This is a genomic window from Psychromarinibacter sp. S121 (genome assembly GCF_049801035.1).
GTDB lineage: Bacteria > Pseudomonadota > Alphaproteobacteria > Rhodobacterales > Rhodobacteraceae > Psychromarinibacter.
Genome location: NZ_JBNAGE010000001.1, coordinates 336,362 through 353,039 on the forward strand (window position 1 = coordinate 336,362; position 16,678 = coordinate 353,039).

The following is a 16,678-nucleotide window of genomic DNA, read 5'->3' on the forward strand; positions in this document are numbered from 1 at the left end:
AGGGCTGGGGAGGGGGTCCCCCCCGAAGTCACGCCGCGCTCCGCCGGCTCAGCGTGTCGCCATCGATCAGCACACGCCCGTCCTCGACCCGCACCGGGTAGGTCTCGATCGCATAGCCGTCCGTCCCCGCGCCGGTCTCCAGATCGAACACCGAGTTGTGCAGCGGGCAGGTGACCTTGTTGCCGTGGACGATCCCTTCGGACAGCGGGCCGCCCTTGTGGGGGCAGGTGTTCGTCACCGCGAACACCCGGTCGTCGCCGGTGCGGAACAGCCCGATGCAGCCAAGCTGCGTCTTCAGCACCCGCGCGCCGCGCGCCGGGATGTCGTCGATGTGGCCGATGTCGATCCAGCTCATGTCACGGGCTCCTTTTGCATCATGTCCGCGAAGGTCATTCCGCCGCCTCCAGCGTGAGGTCGGCAATCGGGGCGTACAGCCTGCGCCGGGTGGCGACGTGATCGGCCCACGGGTCCTTCTGGTAGACCGACTGCGAGATGTCGAAACGCTCGATCAGCGCGGCGCGGGTGGCGGGGTCGCCGACCTGCTCCTTGACCCAGTCCAGCCCGACCTTCGCCAGCCACTTGTAGGGCCGGTCGAGGTACTTGGCGTGTTCGCGGTACAGCTGGATGAAGGCGACGGTATAGTCGATCGCCTCTTCCTCGGTGCGGACGTCGACAAGGCGCTCGACCTCTTTCACGTCCATCCCCGCCGCGCCGCCGACGCCGATCTGATAGCCGCTGTCGACGCAGATGATGCCCACGTCCTTGCAGGTGGCCTCGGCGCAGTTGCGCGGGCAGCCCGAGACGGCGAGCTTGACCTTGTGCGGCGTCCACGAGCCCCAGAGCCTCTTCTCGAGCTTTATCCCGAGGCCCGTGGAATCCTGGGTGCCGAACCGGCACCAGTCACTGCCCACACAGGTCTTCACCGTCCGAAGACCCTTGGAATAGGCATGGCCCGACACCATGCCCGCGTCGTTCAGATCCGACCAAATCGCCGGCAGATCCTCTTTCTTCACGCCCAGCAGGTCGATCCGCTGGCCGCCCGTCACCTTGACCGCCGCGCCGTACTTGTCGGCGGCGTCGGCGATGGCGCGCAATTCGTTCGCGTCGGTCATGCCGCCCCACATCCGGGGCATCACGCTGTAGGTGCCGTCCTTCTGGATGTTGGCGTGATTGCGCTCGTTCACGAAGCGCGACTGCGGGTCGTCCTGATAGTCCAGCGGCCAGTCGGCCAGCAGGTAGAAGTTCACCGCCGGGCGGCAGACGTGGCAGCCGTTGACGGTCTTCCAGCCCAGTTCCTGCCAAACGGCAGGCTGGGATTTCAGTTCCTTCGACTTGATCAGGCGCCGCACGTCCTCGTGCGTGAGGTCGCAGCAGCCGCAGATCGGTTGAACCGTGGGGATGACGAATTCGTCGCCCAGCGTGACCGACAGCACCTGCTCCACCAGCCCGGTGCAGGTCCCGCAGGACGCACTGGCCTTGGTGGTCGCCTTGATCGCGGCGAGGTCGGTCGCGCCGCCCTCGATCGCGGCCACGATGTCGCCCTTGCACACGCCGTTGCAGCCGCAGATCTCCGCCTCAGGCGGCAATGCTGCAACGGCTGAGAGAGGGTCCGCGGTGGCGCCTCCCTGGAAGGACGGGCCGAAGATCAGCGTGTCGCGCATGTCCGACACGTCCTCGCCGTCGCGGATCAGGCCGAAGAACCAGTTGCTGTCGGCGGTATCGCCGTAGAACACGGCGCCGACCAGCTTGTCGCCTTCCAGCACCAGCCGCTTGTAGACGCCGCGCGCCGGGTCGCGGAACACGATGTCCTCGCGGCCCTCGCCCTCGGCGAAGTCGCCGGCGCTGAACAGGTCGCAGCCGGTGACCTTCAGCTTGGTCGACAGCTGCTTGACCTTGAAGGTGTCCTCTTCGTCCAGCAGCGTCTTTGCCAGCACCTTGGCCTGGTCGTACAGCGGCGCGACCAGACCGAAGAGGTTGCCTTCAAACTCGACGCATTCGCCGACGGCGAAGACCGAGGGATCGCTGGTGCGCATCTGCGCGTCGACCACGATGGCGCGGCCCATCTCAAGCCCGCTCTCTTTCGCAAGCTGAACCTGCGGGCGGATGCCCACGGCCATCACCACGATGTCGGCGGGCAGCACGGTGCCGTCTTCCAGCAGCACGCTTTCGACCTTGCCGTCGCCCTGGATCATCTTGGTGGACGCCTTGGTCAGCACGGTGATGCCGCGCTTTTCGAGGTCTTTCTGCAGCAGGTAGCCCGCCGCCTCGTCCAACTGGCGCTCCATCAGGTGACCCGACAGGTGCAGCACGGTCACGTCCATGCCGCGCATCCGCAGCGCCGCCGCGGCTTCCAGCCCCAGAAGGCCGCCGCCGATCACCACCGCGCGGCCGCCGGGGGTGCCCGAGGCCTCGGTCATGGCGGTGGTGTCCTCGAGATCGCGGAACGCCACCACGCCGGGCAGGTCGTGGCCGGGGCAGGGGATGATGAAGGCCGACGAACCGGTGCCGAACACCAGTTTGTCGTAGGGCACTTCGCCTTTCTCGCCGACGACGACCTTGCGGTCGCGGTCGACCGAGACGACGCGCTCGCCGAAGCGGCAGGTCACCTTGTTGCCCGCGTACCAGTCGTCGTCATGGGTGACGATCTCGGCATAGCTCTTCTCGCCCGACAGGACGGGCGACAGCATGATGCGGTTGTAGTTGCCCCGAGGCTCTGCGTTGAACAGCGTGACCTCGTAGGCGTCGGGGTTCGCTTCGAACAGCTGTTCCAGCAAGCGGCCAGAGGCCATGCCGGCGCCGATGACGACCAGTTTCTGCATGTTCCCCAACTCCTTACAGGTACCAAGCCACGACGTGGCTCAGTTCGCCGTCCAGGTGGATCGGCAGCGCGACCATCGAGTCATAGCCGTTCGCCAGTCCCGGCTTGCCGCCTTCGACCAGCGGCACGCCGGTGCCCAGCACGCGGCCGATGGCGCCCTGCCACGCTTTGACGACGCGCTCGTTGCCGGCGTTGTCCGGATCCCACAGCGCGCCCTCGCGGGCGCAGATGCCGTCGATCAGCCGGGCCTCGTTCGCCGCGCCGTTGCGGGCAGAGCGGGCGTCCCAGATCTCGAACCGGCGGGCGATCGGCGTGCCCTTGGCGGACAGCAGCGTCAGCACGAAGGTCTTGCCGCCCGGAACCGGGATCGGCAGGCCAAGGCCGGTGGTCAGCCCCGCCTTCGCCGCGCTGTCGGCGCGGATGAAGCGATAGCCCGAGCCGAGGTCGCGCATCAGGATCGGCGTTTCCGACGACCAGACGCCGCCGGGCAGACCCTGACCGCGCGGGAAGTGGGTGTGCTGCGAAACCCACTCGAAGTGCTTCGCCGCGCCGTAATAGCCGTCGTCCAGCATCAGAAGGCCGTCCTGCTCGTGCCAGACCTCGATGGCGCCAGTGCGCTCGTCGTCGTCGCCGCACAGGACCACAAGCACCGCCTTCAGCGTCTTGCCGTCGAACACCGGGATCGCGACCGCGCTGGTCAGCCCGGCGGCGGTGGCGGCCTCGGTGCGCTTGAAGTACGAGCCGTCGAAGCCCTTCAGCACCACCGGCCGTTTCTCGGCCCATGCCTTGCCCGGCAGGCCCTCGCCCATCGCGAAGCTTTCGCGGCGCGAGGCGGCGGCGAATTCTTCCAGTCCGCCATAGTTGCCTTCGGCCAGCTTCAGGCGGTCCCCGTCGGGAACCCAGACCTCGGTGACCTCGATGAAGGTCTTGGCGGGCGTGTCCAGAGTGGTGTCCATCACGCGGCTTCCTTCTTGCTGGGGGTGTCCTCGGCCTTGGCCGTCTCGGACTTGCCGTGCTTGCCGTGCTCGTATTCCTCGAGGAAGTTCAGCACCTGTTCGCGGTAGAGGTAGTAATCGGGGTGCTCGAGCAGCGCCTTGCGGGTGCGCGGGCGGGGCAGGTCGACGTTGACGATCTTGCCGATGGTGGCCTGCGGACCGTTGGTCATCATCACGACGCGGTCGGCCAGCAGGATCGCCTCGTCGACGTCGTGGGTGACGCAGATCGCGGTAACCTTGGTGCGCGACCAGACTTCCATCAGAACTTCCTGAAGCTCCCAGCGGGTCAGGCTGTCGAGCATCCCGAAGGGTTCGTCCAGAAGCAGCAGCTTCGGCGACAGGGCGAAGGCGCGGGCGATGCCCACACGCTGCTTCATCCCGTTCGAGAGGTCGCTGGCGGGCTTGTCCATACTGTCAGCGAGACCGACCCGTTCAAGGTAATACTCAACCACATCCTGGCGTTCGGCCTGGGAGGCGCGGGGATAGACACGGTCGACTCCGACACTGACGTTCTCCTTCGCGGTGAGCCACGGGAAGAGCGAGGGCGACTGGAACACCACGGCGCGTTCGGGGTCGGCCCCCTCGACGTGGCGTCCGTCAAGGCGAATGCCGCCCTTCGAGATCGAGTTAAGGCCGGCGGCCATGGTCAGGACGGTCGACTTGCCGCAGCCCGAGTGGCCGATCAGCGAGATGAACTCGCCCTTGTTCATTTTCAGGTTGAAGTCCTCGACCACGGTCAGGGGACCCTTGGGGGTGGGGTAGACCTTGTGCAGCTGGCTGAAGTCGAGGAAGCGGTCCTCGACCATGCCCTCGGTCGCCTTAACCACCGCGCTGGGCAGGCCGTGGATCGGGGTCACGCTCGGCAGCAGCTTCGTGCCTTCCACCTTGGACTGGATGCCCACGTCCATCAGGTAGTTGGTGACGTCGGCGCGCAGGGTCTTGAAGCCCTCGTGGTGGTTCATCTCGCCCCGGTCGCGCGGGCGCGGGATGTCGACCGTGAACTGCTCGCCCAGCGTCCCGTCGGGGTTCAGGGCGATGATCCGGTCAGCCAGCACGATGGCCTCGTCCACGTCGTTGGTGATCAGGACGCAGGTCTTCTTGTCCTGCTCCCAGATGTGTTCGATCTCGTCCGCCAGATTGGCGCGGGTCAGCGCGTCCAGCGCCGACAGCGGCTCGTCCAGCAGCAGCACCTCGGGCGACATCGCAAGGGCGCGGGCCACGTTGACACGCTGCCGCATCCCGCCCGACAGCTCGGCCGGACGGCGGGCGGTGGCGTGGGACAGGCCGACCATCTTGACGTAATGCGAGACCTTTTCCTCTTTCTCGGCGTTCGAGAGCTTGGGAAAGACTGTGTCCACCGCCAGCCGCACGTTGCCCGCCACCGTAAGCCACGGCATCAGCGAGTAGTTCTGGAAGATCACGCCGCGCTCGCGGCCCGGTCCCTCGATTGGCTTGCCTTTGAAGGTGACGCTGCCGGCGGTGGGCTTTTCCAGCCCGGCCATCAGGTTGATCAGCGTCGTCTTGCCGGTGCCCGAGAAGCCGAGGAGAACGAGGAACTCGCCCTCCCGGACTTCCAGATCGATGTTCTTCAGCACGTCGGCCTTGTGGACGCCTTCGCCGAAGCTTTTGGACACGTTGTCGAACTTGAGGATGCTCATGGCTTTACCTTTCGGTCTGTCGCTTCGCTACCTGAGCGCCGCTCAGCGGTTGTTCGAGAAGGTGAAGAGGGACTGCAGCGCGTACATCACGCGATCCAGCAGGAAGCCGATGATGCCGATGGTGAAGACGGCGACCATGATCTTGGCCAGCGAGCTGGAGCTGCCGTTCTGGAATTCGTCCCAGACGAATTTGCCCAGACCCGGGTTCTGCGCCAGCATCTCGGCCGCGATAAGAACCATCCAGCCGACACCCAGCGACAGGCGGAGACCGGTGAAGATCAGCGGCAGCGCCGAGGGCAGGACCAGCTTGGTGATCTTGGTCCAGGTGCCCATCTTCAGGACCTTCGACACGTTGATCAGGTCCTTGTCGATCGATGCCACGCCCAGCGAGGTGTTGATCAGCGTCGGCCACAGCGAACAGAGGGTCACGGTGATGGCGGAGACGAGGAACGACTTGGCGAACCAGCCGTCATCGGTGGTGTAGAGCGCCGAGACGACCATCGTCACGATCGGCAGCCACGCCAGCGGCGAGACCGGCTTGAAAATCTGGATCAGCGGGTTCAGCGCCGAGTTGGCGGTGACCGAAAGACCGGCGGCGATACCCAGCGGCACTGCGACCACGGTGGCGATCAGGAAGCCGAAGAACACGGTTTTGATCGAGGTCCAGATCTGCTCGTAGTAGCTGGGGGCGCCGGTATAGGCGACGGTCTTGACCTCGTCCGCGCGGCCGGCCTCGATCAGCTTGGCGTTGCGCTGGGCGACCATGTCTTCGAACTTGGCTTTCTTGGCGGCCTTGGCCTGCGCGTCCTCGTGCAGGTTCACGGCTTCGGTCCAGACCTGCGACGGTCCGGGCACCGCGCCCAGCGAGGTCTGCACCTTCGGCGCCAGCGTGCCCCAGACCAGCAGGAAGCAGGCGATGGCGAGAAGCGGAACGCCCAGCAGGCGCCAGATGTCCTTGGCCTGTGCCTTGGGGTTGTCGCCGGCGGCGGCTTTCAGGATCGGGGTGATCCACGCCAGGCCAAGGACCTGGAACCATTTGTCGGCCTTGTTGATGCGGGTGAAAAGCCGGGCCTTGCGCGCTTCGCGATCAGCGGCCCCGGCAAAGTTCGGATCGACGGTGGTCATTCTGGCTATCCTTGCAACGGGTTGGCGGAGGGAGGCCCCCTCCCTGACCCTCCCCCTTCAGGGGAGGGAAAGTCGCATGTGGCCGATGTCGTGAAAGCCACTGGCGGTGTGTGTCGCTCTCTCCCCCCACCCCGGAGGAGGGGGGAGAGATCTGGAGGAGGGAGTTAGCCCTGCACCTCGTTGCCGACGATCTTCTCTTCGCCCTTCAGGCCGATCGGCAGGCTGTCGAGATAGGCGTTCGGCGTGCGGCCGTCGTAGGGAATGCCGTCGATGATGTCCTCGGCCGGCGTGGCTTCCTTGTAGCCGTCGCTGTCCCAGGGGAAGTCTTCCTCGTTGGCGAGACCTTCGTCGACAAGCAGGCGCGCGGCTTCCAGGTAGATGTCCGGGCGATAGACCGACTTGGCGACTTCATCGTACCACTCGTCGGACTTGTGCTCGGAGATCTGACCCCAGCGGCGCATCTGGGTCAGGTACCAGACGGCGTCCGAGTAGAACGGGTAGGTCGCGTTGTAGCGGAAGAACACGTTGAAGTCGGGAACTTCGCGGACGTCGCCCTTTTCGTATTCGAAGGTGCCGGTCATCGAGTTCGCGATGACTTCGGCGTCGGCGCCCACGTATTCCGGCTGAGACAGCATCTCGACCGCTTCCATGCGGTTGGCGTTGTCGTTCTCGTCTAGCCAGATCGCGGCGCGGATCAGCGCCTTGACGATCGCCTTCGTGGTGTTCGGGTTCTCTTCCGCGAACTCGGCGGTGATGCCGAAGACCTTCTCGGGGTTGTTCTTCCACAGTTCGTAGTCGGTGATGACCGGCACGCCGATGCCTTTGAACACGGCCTGCTGGTTCCACGGCTCACCCACGCAGTAGCCATAGATGGTGCCGGCCTCGAGGGTGGCGGGCATCTGCGGCGGCGGGGTCACGGACAGCAGAACGTCGGCGTTGATCTGGCCGGTGATGTTCTCGGGCGAGTAGAAGCCGGGGTGCAGACCGCCGGCGGCCAGCCAGTAGCGCAGTTCGTAGTTGTGGGTCGAAACCGGGAACACCATGCCCATGTTGAAGGGCTTGCCCTCGGACTTGTACTGCTCGACCACCGGGGCCAGCGCCTCGGCCGAGATCGGGTGGATCGGCTTGCCGTCGGCGTCGGCCGGGATGTTCGGCTTCATTTCTTCCCAGACCTCGTTCGACACGGTGATGCCGTTGCCGTTCAGGTCCATCGAGAAGGGGGTGATGATGTGGGCTTCGGTGCCGAAGCCGATGGTCGCGGCCAGCGGCTGACCGGCCAGCATGTGTGCGCCGTCCAGCTGGCCGTCGATGACGCCGTCCAACAGCACCTTCCAGTTGGCCTGGGCTTCGAGCGTGACGAACAGGCCTTCATCGAGGAAGTAGCCCTGCTCGTAGGCAACGGCGAGCGGCGCCATGTCGGTCAGTTTGATGAAGCCGAAGGTCAGCTCGTCCTTTTCCAGCTCCAGCATCTGCGCGTAGGCGCCCGATGCCAGTACCGTCGAGGCGGCGAGCGAGAGGATCAATTTCTTCATGTCTGGGTCGTCCCTTGACTGCGCCCGGGACATTCAGGGTCCGGGGCAAACGAAAAAAGCCGCACGACACACCCGCCATTGGTATGGCGAGACGTCGAGCGGCTGCGCTCAGATCACCCGGTCATTGGGAGAATTTCGTTGGCGGGCCCCGTTGCCTGCCGACGCGAACCTAATTGCGGCGATTCGGCGGCGTGTTCAATTAAGATGCGTCAGGCGCGGTGGTTTGGATTGTTCCAAATTTCTGCGGTGCAGCGCGTTGCCCGATTTCGCGTCACTCAAAGCGTTTCGGGTCAAAAATCTGGCGGTCGAAGAACTGGTTTCGACGCAGGAACAGGGTCCCGCCGTCCGACGCGACTGCGGTGCGCTCGGCCAGCCCGCCCTCGATCTTGGACGACGCGCCCGGCAGGTCCGCCTTCGTGCCCTTCATCGCCTCGCGGTAGATGTCGGACCGGAACGTGGCCCGGCCAAGCCGCGCCGCGGTGGCGCGGTCAAGCCCGGTGCGGGCCGCCATCTGGACCGCGATCCACTCTGCCTGACTGCGCCACGGGAAGTTGGCGGCGCCGTCATGGAACACGATGAAGTCGGGCACTTCGCGCTGGTCGCCGGCCGAGTTGATCGTGAGTTTGCCGGTCAGCCCGCGGTCGAGGATCTCGGCATCGAGGTTCAGGTATTCCGGCCGCGCGAGGATCTCGGCGGCAAGGCCGCGGCTGCCGGGTTCGTCCAGCCAGCGCCCGGCGCGCCAGATGGCGCGGATCAGGCGGCCGAGAAGGGCCTGTTCCTCTTCGGCCCAGTCGTTGCGGACGCACAGTACCTTCTCGGGCGCGAAGCTCCAGATCGCGGAGCCTGCCAGCAGCAGCGCGCCGACGCCGTTCTCGACCGCGATAGAGCCCCAGGGCGAGCCGACGCAGAAGGCGTCGATTTCGCCCGCCGCGATGGCGTCGGCCATCAAGGGGGGCGGCACCGTCTTGATCTCGACTCCTTGCGGCGCGGGCAGCCCCAGCGCGGAAAGCCAGTAGTACAGCAGTTCGGCGTGCATCGAGAACGGAAAGGGCACGCCCATGCGCAGAGGTGTCGGAGCGGCGGCGATCAGCGCGCGGCCAGCCGCGTCGGCATCTGTCAGGTCAAAGCCGTGGCCCGCGTCGCGCAGCTTGGCGGCAAGCTCGTTGCTGACGCCAAGGATGTTGCCGTTGATCGAGGTCACCGAAGCGGCGGACAGCGCCGAGCCCGCACCGCCCAGCCCCAGCGCGGTGGCGACGGGGACGGGGGACAGCATATGCGCGGCCTGCACCCGCCCGAACACCAGCATGTCGCGGATCGAGGACCACGAGGGCGCGGCCACAAGATCGAGGTCCAGCCCTTCCTGCGCGGCGAAGCCCATTTCCTGCGCGACGATCATCGGCGCGGCATCCAGAAGCGGCATGTAGGCCAGCGACAGCCGGGTCGTGCTCATGACAGCAGGCCCGCCGCGGTGACCAAAGCCTGCGCGACGTCCGCGACCTTGCGGCCCTGATCCATCGCGGTCTTGCGCAGCAGGGCATAGGCCTCTTCCTCGTTGAGGCCCTTTGCCTTCATCAGCATGCCCTTCGCGCGGTCGATCACCTTGCGCTCTTCCAAAGCGCGCTTGGTTTCGGCCAGTTCGGTGCGGATCCGCTGGAACATGCGGAACCGGGCGACCGCCGCGTCAAGGATTGGCTTCAGGCGGTCGGGCTTCAGCCCGTCGACGACATAGGCGGACACGCCCGCTTCGATCGCGGCGTCGGTCAGGCCCTCGGCGGACTTGTCGACGAACATCGCGACCGGGCGGTCCAGCGGGCCCGAGGCCAGCGCCAGTTCCTCGAGCATATCGCGCGATGGGTTCTCGATGTCGATCAGCACGACGTCGGGATTGTGCTGCTTGATGTGGCGCGACAGCCCGGTGACTTCGGCGATCACGTGAATCTTGAAATCGCCGGCTTCGCGAAGGGAGTCGACGATCAGCATCGCGCGGTCCCGGTCGGATTCTACGATGACGATGGAAAGGCCGCGGTCCATGGCTTTATCTGGGCTGCTCATGCGTGTGGATGTAAATCGCAGACGCGCGCACGGCAACGCGCCTCTACGTCCTAGCCCCGGGAAAACGCATTTCTGAGGGCAAGTGCCTAAGAAATAGCGCCTTCTCTGGCGATGATCTTCTCGGCTTTCGGAAGTAGAGGTTCGATATACCCCAAAACCTCGGCCAGAATGGCGGGATCCGGGGACTCGAGATCGATCTCGTTCGGCACCGGGTTAAGGGTGCCGTGTATCTCGGCCCAGGGCGTGCCCCAGTACCGCAGCGCGACTTCGTCGTTCCCGGCGGCAAACCGCGCCCGCGCGTCTTCGGCGGTTTCGGGCGAGAAGCCCATGAACTTTTCAGAGTTCCAGCCCAGCCCGAAGTCGGATTTGCGCATCTCCACCGTCAGGCGGCGCAACTCGTCGAGGCGTCTCTGCCTCTCGCCGGGTCCGCGTTTCTTCAGGCGCCGGTTCAGCCGGGTCTTGTGCGCGAACAGGCGTGCCGCGAAGATCGTCTTGGGGCCCATGCTTTCATTCGCGCGCGCCACGTCCTTTTCGTTGAACGGCCCGATGCCCAGCGTCTCGCACAGGACCGACTGGATCGTCCGGCCTGGCGGCGGGAACGGGAACACGCGCAACTCGGCGTTCAGCTTCTCAAGCCGGTTCGTCATGCGGTCGTAATTGAAGATGACGTTGTTCTGCCAGCGGTTCAGGTAGGCCTCGAACGGGCCGACGGTGATGAAGCGCTTGGCTTCCTGACAGTAGCGGCTGTTGATGTAGCTGACCTGATCGCGCAAAAACAGGATCAGGACCACGCGGTAGCCAAGGCTTTCCAGATAGGCCATCAGCCGGTTGGCGCGGTTCGTCGCCAGCATCGACCGGGTGAAGTGCTCGGCGCTCAGCAGGACGTCTTCGGGCCGGTTCTTGATCTCTGCGCCCAGCTTCTGCCAGATCTCGGGAACGTCAGAGTCCGGCAGCCATTCGCGGATCGGGGCGGACAGGTGCTTGTGCTGCGCTTCCTTCCGCATCCGGCCCGTTTCGGGCACGTAGATGCCTGCATCCAGCAGCTGTTTCAGGTGCAGATGCATCCAGCGCTGAATAAAGGTGGTGCCGGTCTTGTGGGTGCCGATATGGATGAACGCCGTCTTCATGCGCGGCACTCAGACCTTGAAACCGAAGCAACGTCAATAGCGGCCGGCGGGTGTCGCCGGCCGCCGGTGGGATCAGCCCTGACCCGAAAAGATCACGTGATCGTCGTCGGTATAAAGCGTCATCGCGAACTCGGCGTGGTTGCGCAGAACGGCGCGCTGGTTGACCGAGCCCTTGTCGGTCACTTCGCCGCGGTCAAGGTTCAGCGGCTCGGTCATGATGATGACCTGCGGAATGCGCATCGACGAGCCGGTGGCCGTCTTGTTGTACTCGGCCAGCCGTCCGGCGATGGCGCTGCGAAGCTGGGGATGGTTGAACAGCGTCTCGTCGTCCATCGAGGCGCCTCCGTCGACGACCTTCTCGATGGCAGGGCGGAAGGGCACCAGCATCGCGCCGAGGCTTTCGTGCCCTTCGCCGACGATGACCACGTCGCGGGCCAGACCGCCAAGTGCGTCGGTCAGCTTGGCGCGAAGCGTGCCGACCGAGACCCACGTGCCGGTGGCCAGCTTGAAGTTCTCGGCCACGCGGCCGTCGAAATAAAAGCCCTTGGACGGGTCGTCCGGATCGGCGAAGCGCAACGCGTCGCCCATCATGTAGAAGCCCTCGTCGTCGAAATGCTCGGCCGATGTCTTCGGATCGCGCCAGTAACCCGGCGTGACCGAGGGGCTTTTCACCCGCGCTTCCCACTTCCCTTCATTCGGCACCAGCTTGAGGATCACCTCTCGTGAGGGGATGCCGACGTTGCCGGGCTTGTCCTGCGGCTCGGTGCAGAAGAAGGCGAAAGGCGCCGTCTCGGTCGAGCCAAGGCCGGTGGCAAGCAGCACGCGCTCGCCGGTGGTTTCGACCGCCAGCCGGTCAAGGTCCGCCCAGGTGTGTTCGGCCATGGCCGCGCCGGCGTACATCATCAGCTTGAGGTTCTTGAAGAACGACTTCCGAAGGTCTTCGTTCTCCTTCATCGCGTGAACCAGCATTTCGTAGCCCACGGGCACGTTGAAATACCAGTTGGGCGAGACGTCCAGCAGGTTGCGGACCGTCAGGTCAATCGCACCCGGCGCGGGTTTGCCGCCGTCGATATAGTAACTGCCGCCGTTGTAGATGTTCATGTTGAACACCTTGTTGCCCGCCGCCACGTGGTTCCACGGCGCCCAGTCCAGCAGCACCGGCGGCTCTTCGCGGAAGTAGCGGAAGCAGTCGGCGACGATCTCCTGGTTCGAGCACAGCATCTTCTGCGTGGTGATCACGGCCTTCGGGTTGCCCGTGGTGCCCGAGGTGAAGACGAACTTCGCCACGGTATCCGGGCCGGTCGCCGCGTTGGCGGCCTCGACCGCCTCGGTGGGCTTGGTGTCCAGCACCGCTTCCCACGACATCGCCAGCTTGTCGCCCTCGACGCCAAAGCGCGGGACGTCCGGAATCACCGCATCTACGGCGGGGGCGAAGCGTTCCATGTTCTCGGCGAAGACAGCGCCGGGGGTGATCTGGTCGCAGACCGACTTCAGCTTTTCATAGCCGCTGGACACCAGCGCATAGGCCGGGGCGATGGCGGCAGAGGGCACGCCCACATACTGCGCGCCAAGCGCCATCACGGCGTGGGCGATAGAGTTGCCCGACAGGATCAGCAGGGGCCGATCTTCGGACAGCCCATGGTCCAGAAGAACCTGCCCGATGGCCCGGATGTCCTTCAGAAGCTGGGAATAACTGACGTGGTACCACTGGGTGTCGGGGCCGCGTTCGGCCATCCACGTGCGGTCGGGCGCGGTCTCGGCCCAGTACTTGATCCGGTCCGACAGGCGGGCAGGGTAAGGGCCAAGGTCGCCCTTCTGCCACACGAGGATGCATCCATCGTCGCGCTTTTCCCATTCGACTTCGGCATCCCACAGTTCGACACTGCGCAGGCGTGATTCGGTCATCCGCTCCTCCCTCTTCAGAAATTAGTTTACAGAAAAACATTTTCCATGGATAGTGAAATCGCGGCGAGTCGTGTATTTTGCGCCGTGGGAGGCTCAGTGAGTGTACTGGGGAGGATGAAGGATCGCATGAAATATCTGGACTATGAACTGCGTGGCGACGTCGCGCTGATCGGGCTGAACCGCCCTGACAAGCGCAACGCCATCTCGGACGCCTTCATCGAGGAACTCGACACCGTCATCACCCGTGCAAACGGCGAGGCGAAGGCCGGCGTGATCTATGGCCACGGCCCGCATTTCTGCGCCGGTCTCGATCTGGCGGAGCATGTCCAGAAGACCCCGTTCGAGGGTGTCCACGGCTCGCGTCGCTGGCACGAGGTGTTCGGCCGGATCGAACGCGGCAAGCTGCCGTGGTTCTCGGCGCTGCACGGCGCGGTTGTCGGCGGCGGGCTGGAACTGGCCTCGTCGACCCATGTGCGCGTCGCGGACGCCACCGCGTTCTTCGCTCTGCCGGAAGGCCAGCGGGGTATCTACGTGGGCGGTGGCGCCTCGGTGCGCACCGCGCGGCTGATGGGGCAGGCGCGGATGACCGACCTGATGCTGACCGGCCGGTCCGTTGATGCCGACACCGCCGAGCGCTGGAACATCGTCCAGTACGTCGTGCCCGAGGGCGAGGCGCTGGAGAAGGCGGTCGAACTGGCCGGCAAGGCCGCGTCGAACGCCGAGTTCTCGAACTACGCGATCATTCAGGCGCTGCCCCGCATTCAGGATATGTCGGCGGACGACGGTCTTTTCGTGGAGAGCTTCATCGCCTCTTTCGCCGCCACCACCCCGGAAGCCGAAGCGCGCCTGCAGGCCTTCCTGCAGAAGAAGGTCGGCAAGGTGGGCCGCCCGGACGAGAAGAAATGAACGTCCAGCCCGCCAGCGGAATGGACGAGGACTCCATCCGCTTTGGCGAGCTTGGCCAGTCGGTCGGCTTCCTGCTGCGTATCGCGCAGCTGCAAAGCTTCGACCTCTTCTTCCAGCGGCTGGCCCACCATGGGCTGAAGCCGGGAGAGTTCACCGTGCTGTGGGTCGTCGGGCTGAACCCCGGCCTGCGGCAGGGCACGATCGCGGCGCGTTTGCGGATCAAGCCCGCGCACATGACCAAGCTTGTGCACCGCATGGTCGAGGCAGGGTATGTGCAGCGCAACGTGCTTGACCACGACCGGCGCTCGGTGCGCCTGTCGCTGACCGAGATGGGGGACACCTTCGTGCAATCGCACAAGCAGGCCTTTCTCGAGTTTCACCAGGCGGAACGCCTGAACCTGACGGATGCGGAGTTTGCCACGCTGATGCAGCTTCTCGGCAAACTGACCGGAATTGACGACACCTGACGAAGGTCGGGGAGGAGACAGACAGATGATCAACGCAGACGAGCTGATCGCGATCGACATTCACACTCACGCCGAAGAGCCGTGCTGCGGCCAGCGTGACGACGGCTATGACGAATTCCAGGCCGGGATGGCGAAGTATTTCCGCAATCCCGCCGGCAAGGACGGGATGCTGCCCTCGGTGCAGCAGACCGCCGAGTACTTCCGCGAGCGCAAGATCGGCGCGGTGATCTTCCCTGTGGACGCCGAGCGCGAGACCGGCTTTCGCCGCTATTCCAACGAGGAAGTAGCCGAGATCTGCGCCGAGAACAGCGACATCCTGATCCCCTTCGCCTCGGTCGATCCGTGGAAGGGCAAGGCCGGCATCCGCGAGATCCGCCGCCTGTGCCGGGACTTCGGCGTCTACGGCTTCAAGTTCCACCCGACGATGCAGGGCTTCTGGCCGAACGAGCGCCAGTTCTACCCGATTTACGAGGCCATTCAGGACGAGGGCAAGATCGCCCTGTTCCACACCGGCCAGACCGGCGTCGGCTCGGGCATGCCCGGCGGTATGGGCATGCGGCTGAAATATTCCAACCCGATGGCGATCGACGACGTCGCGGCGGACTTCCCGGATCTGAAGATCATCATGGCTCACCCTGCCTTCCCCTGGCAGGAAGAGGCGCTGGCGGTCTGCCAGCACAAGCCCAACGTCTACATCGACCTTAGCGGCTGGTCGCCGAAGTATTTCCCGGAAATCCTGGTGAAATACGCGAATTCGCTGATCACGAAAAAGGTCCTGTTCGGGTCGGACTGGCCGGCGATCACGCCGGACCGCTGGCTTTCGGATTTCGAGAATGCGCCCTTCAGGGACGAGGTTCGCCCGCTCATCCTGAAGGACAATGCGCGCCGGTTGCTGAACATCTAGCGGCACCGGCACAGGGTACGGGCGGATCATTAGGGAGGAGATCCATGCTGAACTTCAAGACACTGACGACCGGTCTCGCGCTTGCCGCGGCGCTGGGCGTTTCCGCCGAAGCGCGCGACTTGCGTCTTGCGCCCGCCGCGCCGCCGGCCCACCCGGCCAATGGCGTCATGTACACCAACTTCGCCAAGTACCTGCCCGAGGAAAGCGACGGCCGCCTGACCGGCACGATCCTTGGCCCCGAGGTGGTGAACCTCGGCCAGATGAAGGACGCGCTGCAAAGCCAGATCGCCGAGGTCGGCAACCTGCTGCCGCTGTACTTCCCGGCGGACTTCCCGAACATGGCGCTGACCGGCGAGCTGTCGCTGATGGGCACCAACAGCCAGGCTACCGCCGCCGCCGTGACCGAGTTCATGGTGTTCTGCGAGGAATGCCAGAAAGAGATGCGCGACTTCGGCATCGTTTTCCTTGGCTCGGGCGCGTCCGACCTTTACGAGATCCTGTCGACCAAGCCGGTGAAGACTGCCGATGACCTGAAGGGCCTGCGCCTGCGGTCGGGCGGCGCGCCGTGGGGCCGCTTCGCCGAGCACTTCGGCGCCGTGCCTGCCCAGATGTCGGTGTTCGACCAGTTCGAAGCCGTCAGCCAAGGCGTCATCGACGGCACCATGGCCTCGATCGCTGACCTGATCTCGTTCCGGATGGTCGAGGTGATCGACTATGTCACCTACGTCCCGATGGGCATGTACCAGTCGACCTCGAACTTCGCGACGTCGACGATGACGTGGGACTCGCTGTCGCCCGAGGATCGCGCCGCGATGGTCCGCGCCGCGAACCGCGCCAACACCGACTTCACGCACCGCTGGTCGGCGACCATGCCCGCCGAGGCCGAGGAAGCCGCGAAAGAGGCCGGTATCGAGTTCGTCGAACCCGATCCGTCGCTGGTCGAGGCGATCAAGGAGTTCATCGCGACCGAGCCCGCCACGGCGGCCGGCCTTGCAAGCTCGAACTTCGGCATCGAGGACGGCGAGGAGCGCATCGCGCAGTTCCTCGAACTGGTCGAAAAGTGGACCGTCGTGGCCGAGGAGGTGGACAACGACCCGGTCGCCATGGCCGAACGTATCCAGGCCGAGGTCTGGGACAAGGTCGACTACACCACCTACGGCACCGCCATGTAAGGCGCTGCGTCCGGGCG

14 protein-coding genes are annotated in these 16,678 nt (G+C 65.1%); 4 read left to right on the top strand and 10 right to left on the bottom strand.

Features of this window, described 5'->3' with window-relative positions; genetic code table 11:
* Window positions 1-28 precede the first annotated feature (28 nt).
* The 10 genes from nirD to ACP156_RS01745 all read right to left on the bottom strand — a co-directional run bounded on the left by nirD (window position 29) and on the right by ACP156_RS01745 (window position 13,212).
* A complete protein-coding gene (gene nirD, locus ACP156_RS01700; protein ID WP_425049549.1) occupies window positions 29-355 on the bottom strand; it encodes a nitrite reductase small subunit NirD in 327 nt (108 codons plus the stop codon).
* Window positions 356-389: 34 nt separating this feature from the next.
* Window positions 390-2,819, bottom strand: coding sequence for a nitrite reductase large subunit NirB (gene nirB, locus ACP156_RS01705; protein WP_425049550.1), 2,430 nt, complete (start codon window positions 2,817-2,819; stop codon window positions 390-392).
* A gap of 13 nt (window positions 2,820-2,832) precedes the next feature.
* On the bottom strand, window positions 2,833-3,774 hold the full coding sequence (locus ACP156_RS01710; RefSeq protein ID WP_425049551.1) for a GAF domain-containing protein: 942 nt from the start codon (window positions 3,772-3,774) through the stop codon (window positions 2,833-2,835).
* Window positions 3,774-5,471 (bottom strand): ABC transporter ATP-binding protein, encoded by a 1,698-nt coding sequence (locus ACP156_RS01715; RefSeq protein ID WP_425049552.1) that lies wholly within the window; start codon window positions 5,469-5,471, stop codon window positions 3,774-3,776. The genes ACP156_RS01710 and ACP156_RS01715 overlap by 1 nt, the downstream gene beginning before the upstream one ends.
* Before the next feature lie 42 nt (window positions 5,472-5,513).
* Entirely contained in the window at window positions 5,514-6,596 is a 1,083-nt protein-coding gene (locus ACP156_RS01720; protein ID WP_425049553.1) for an ABC transporter permease, read from the bottom strand.
* Window positions 6,597-6,760: 164 nt separating this feature from the next.
* Window positions 6,761-8,128, bottom strand: a complete 1,368-nt coding sequence (locus ACP156_RS01725) for a CmpA/NrtA family ABC transporter substrate-binding protein (protein ID WP_425049554.1) — start codon at window positions 8,126-8,128, stop codon at window positions 6,761-6,763.
* A 271-nt stretch (window positions 8,129-8,399) separates the two neighbouring features.
* On the bottom strand, window positions 8,400-9,578 hold the full coding sequence (locus tag ACP156_RS01730) for an ABC transporter substrate-binding protein (protein WP_425049555.1): 1,179 nt from the start codon (window positions 9,576-9,578) through the stop codon (window positions 8,400-8,402).
* A complete protein-coding gene (locus ACP156_RS01735; RefSeq protein ID WP_425049556.1) occupies window positions 9,575-10,159 on the bottom strand; it encodes an ANTAR domain-containing response regulator in 585 nt (194 codons plus the stop codon). Before ACP156_RS01735 ends, ACP156_RS01730 begins: the two co-directional genes overlap by 4 nt.
* 107 nt (window positions 10,160-10,266) lie before the next feature.
* Window positions 10,267-11,307, bottom strand: a complete 1,041-nt coding sequence (locus ACP156_RS01740) for a hypothetical protein (RefSeq protein WP_425049557.1) — start codon at window positions 11,305-11,307, stop codon at window positions 10,267-10,269.
* 72 nt (window positions 11,308-11,379) lie between these two features.
* On the bottom strand, window positions 11,380-13,212 hold the full coding sequence (locus ACP156_RS01745) for a feruloyl-CoA synthase (RefSeq protein WP_425049558.1): 1,833 nt from the start codon (window positions 13,210-13,212) through the stop codon (window positions 11,380-11,382).
* Between the two features lie 126 nt (window positions 13,213-13,338).
* Between ACP156_RS01745 and ACP156_RS01750 the strand changes: the two genes are divergently transcribed.
* The 4 genes from ACP156_RS01750 to ACP156_RS01765 are packed head-to-tail and all read left to right on the top strand — an operon-like array spanning window position 13,339 to window position 16,661.
* Window positions 13,339-14,118 carry a crotonase/enoyl-CoA hydratase family protein gene (locus tag ACP156_RS01750; RefSeq protein ID WP_425049559.1) on the top strand — a complete coding sequence of 260 codons (780 nt, stop codon included), beginning with the start codon at window positions 13,339-13,341 and terminating at the stop codon, window positions 14,116-14,118.
* 20 nt (window positions 14,119-14,138) lie between these two features.
* Complete coding sequence (locus ACP156_RS01755) at window positions 14,139-14,585, top strand: MarR family winged helix-turn-helix transcriptional regulator (protein WP_425049560.1); 447 nt, start codon at window positions 14,139-14,141, stop codon at window positions 14,583-14,585.
* 25 nt (window positions 14,586-14,610) lie between these two features.
* Entirely contained in the window at window positions 14,611-15,489 is an 879-nt protein-coding gene (locus ACP156_RS01760) for an amidohydrolase family protein (RefSeq protein WP_425049561.1), read from the top strand.
* Between the two features lie 44 nt (window positions 15,490-15,533).
* Window positions 15,534-16,661: a C4-dicarboxylate TRAP transporter substrate-binding protein gene (locus tag ACP156_RS01765; protein WP_425049562.1), complete on the top strand. Its 1,128-nt coding sequence runs from the start codon at window positions 15,534-15,536 to the stop codon at window positions 16,659-16,661.
* Window positions 16,662-16,678 lie beyond the last annotated feature (17 nt).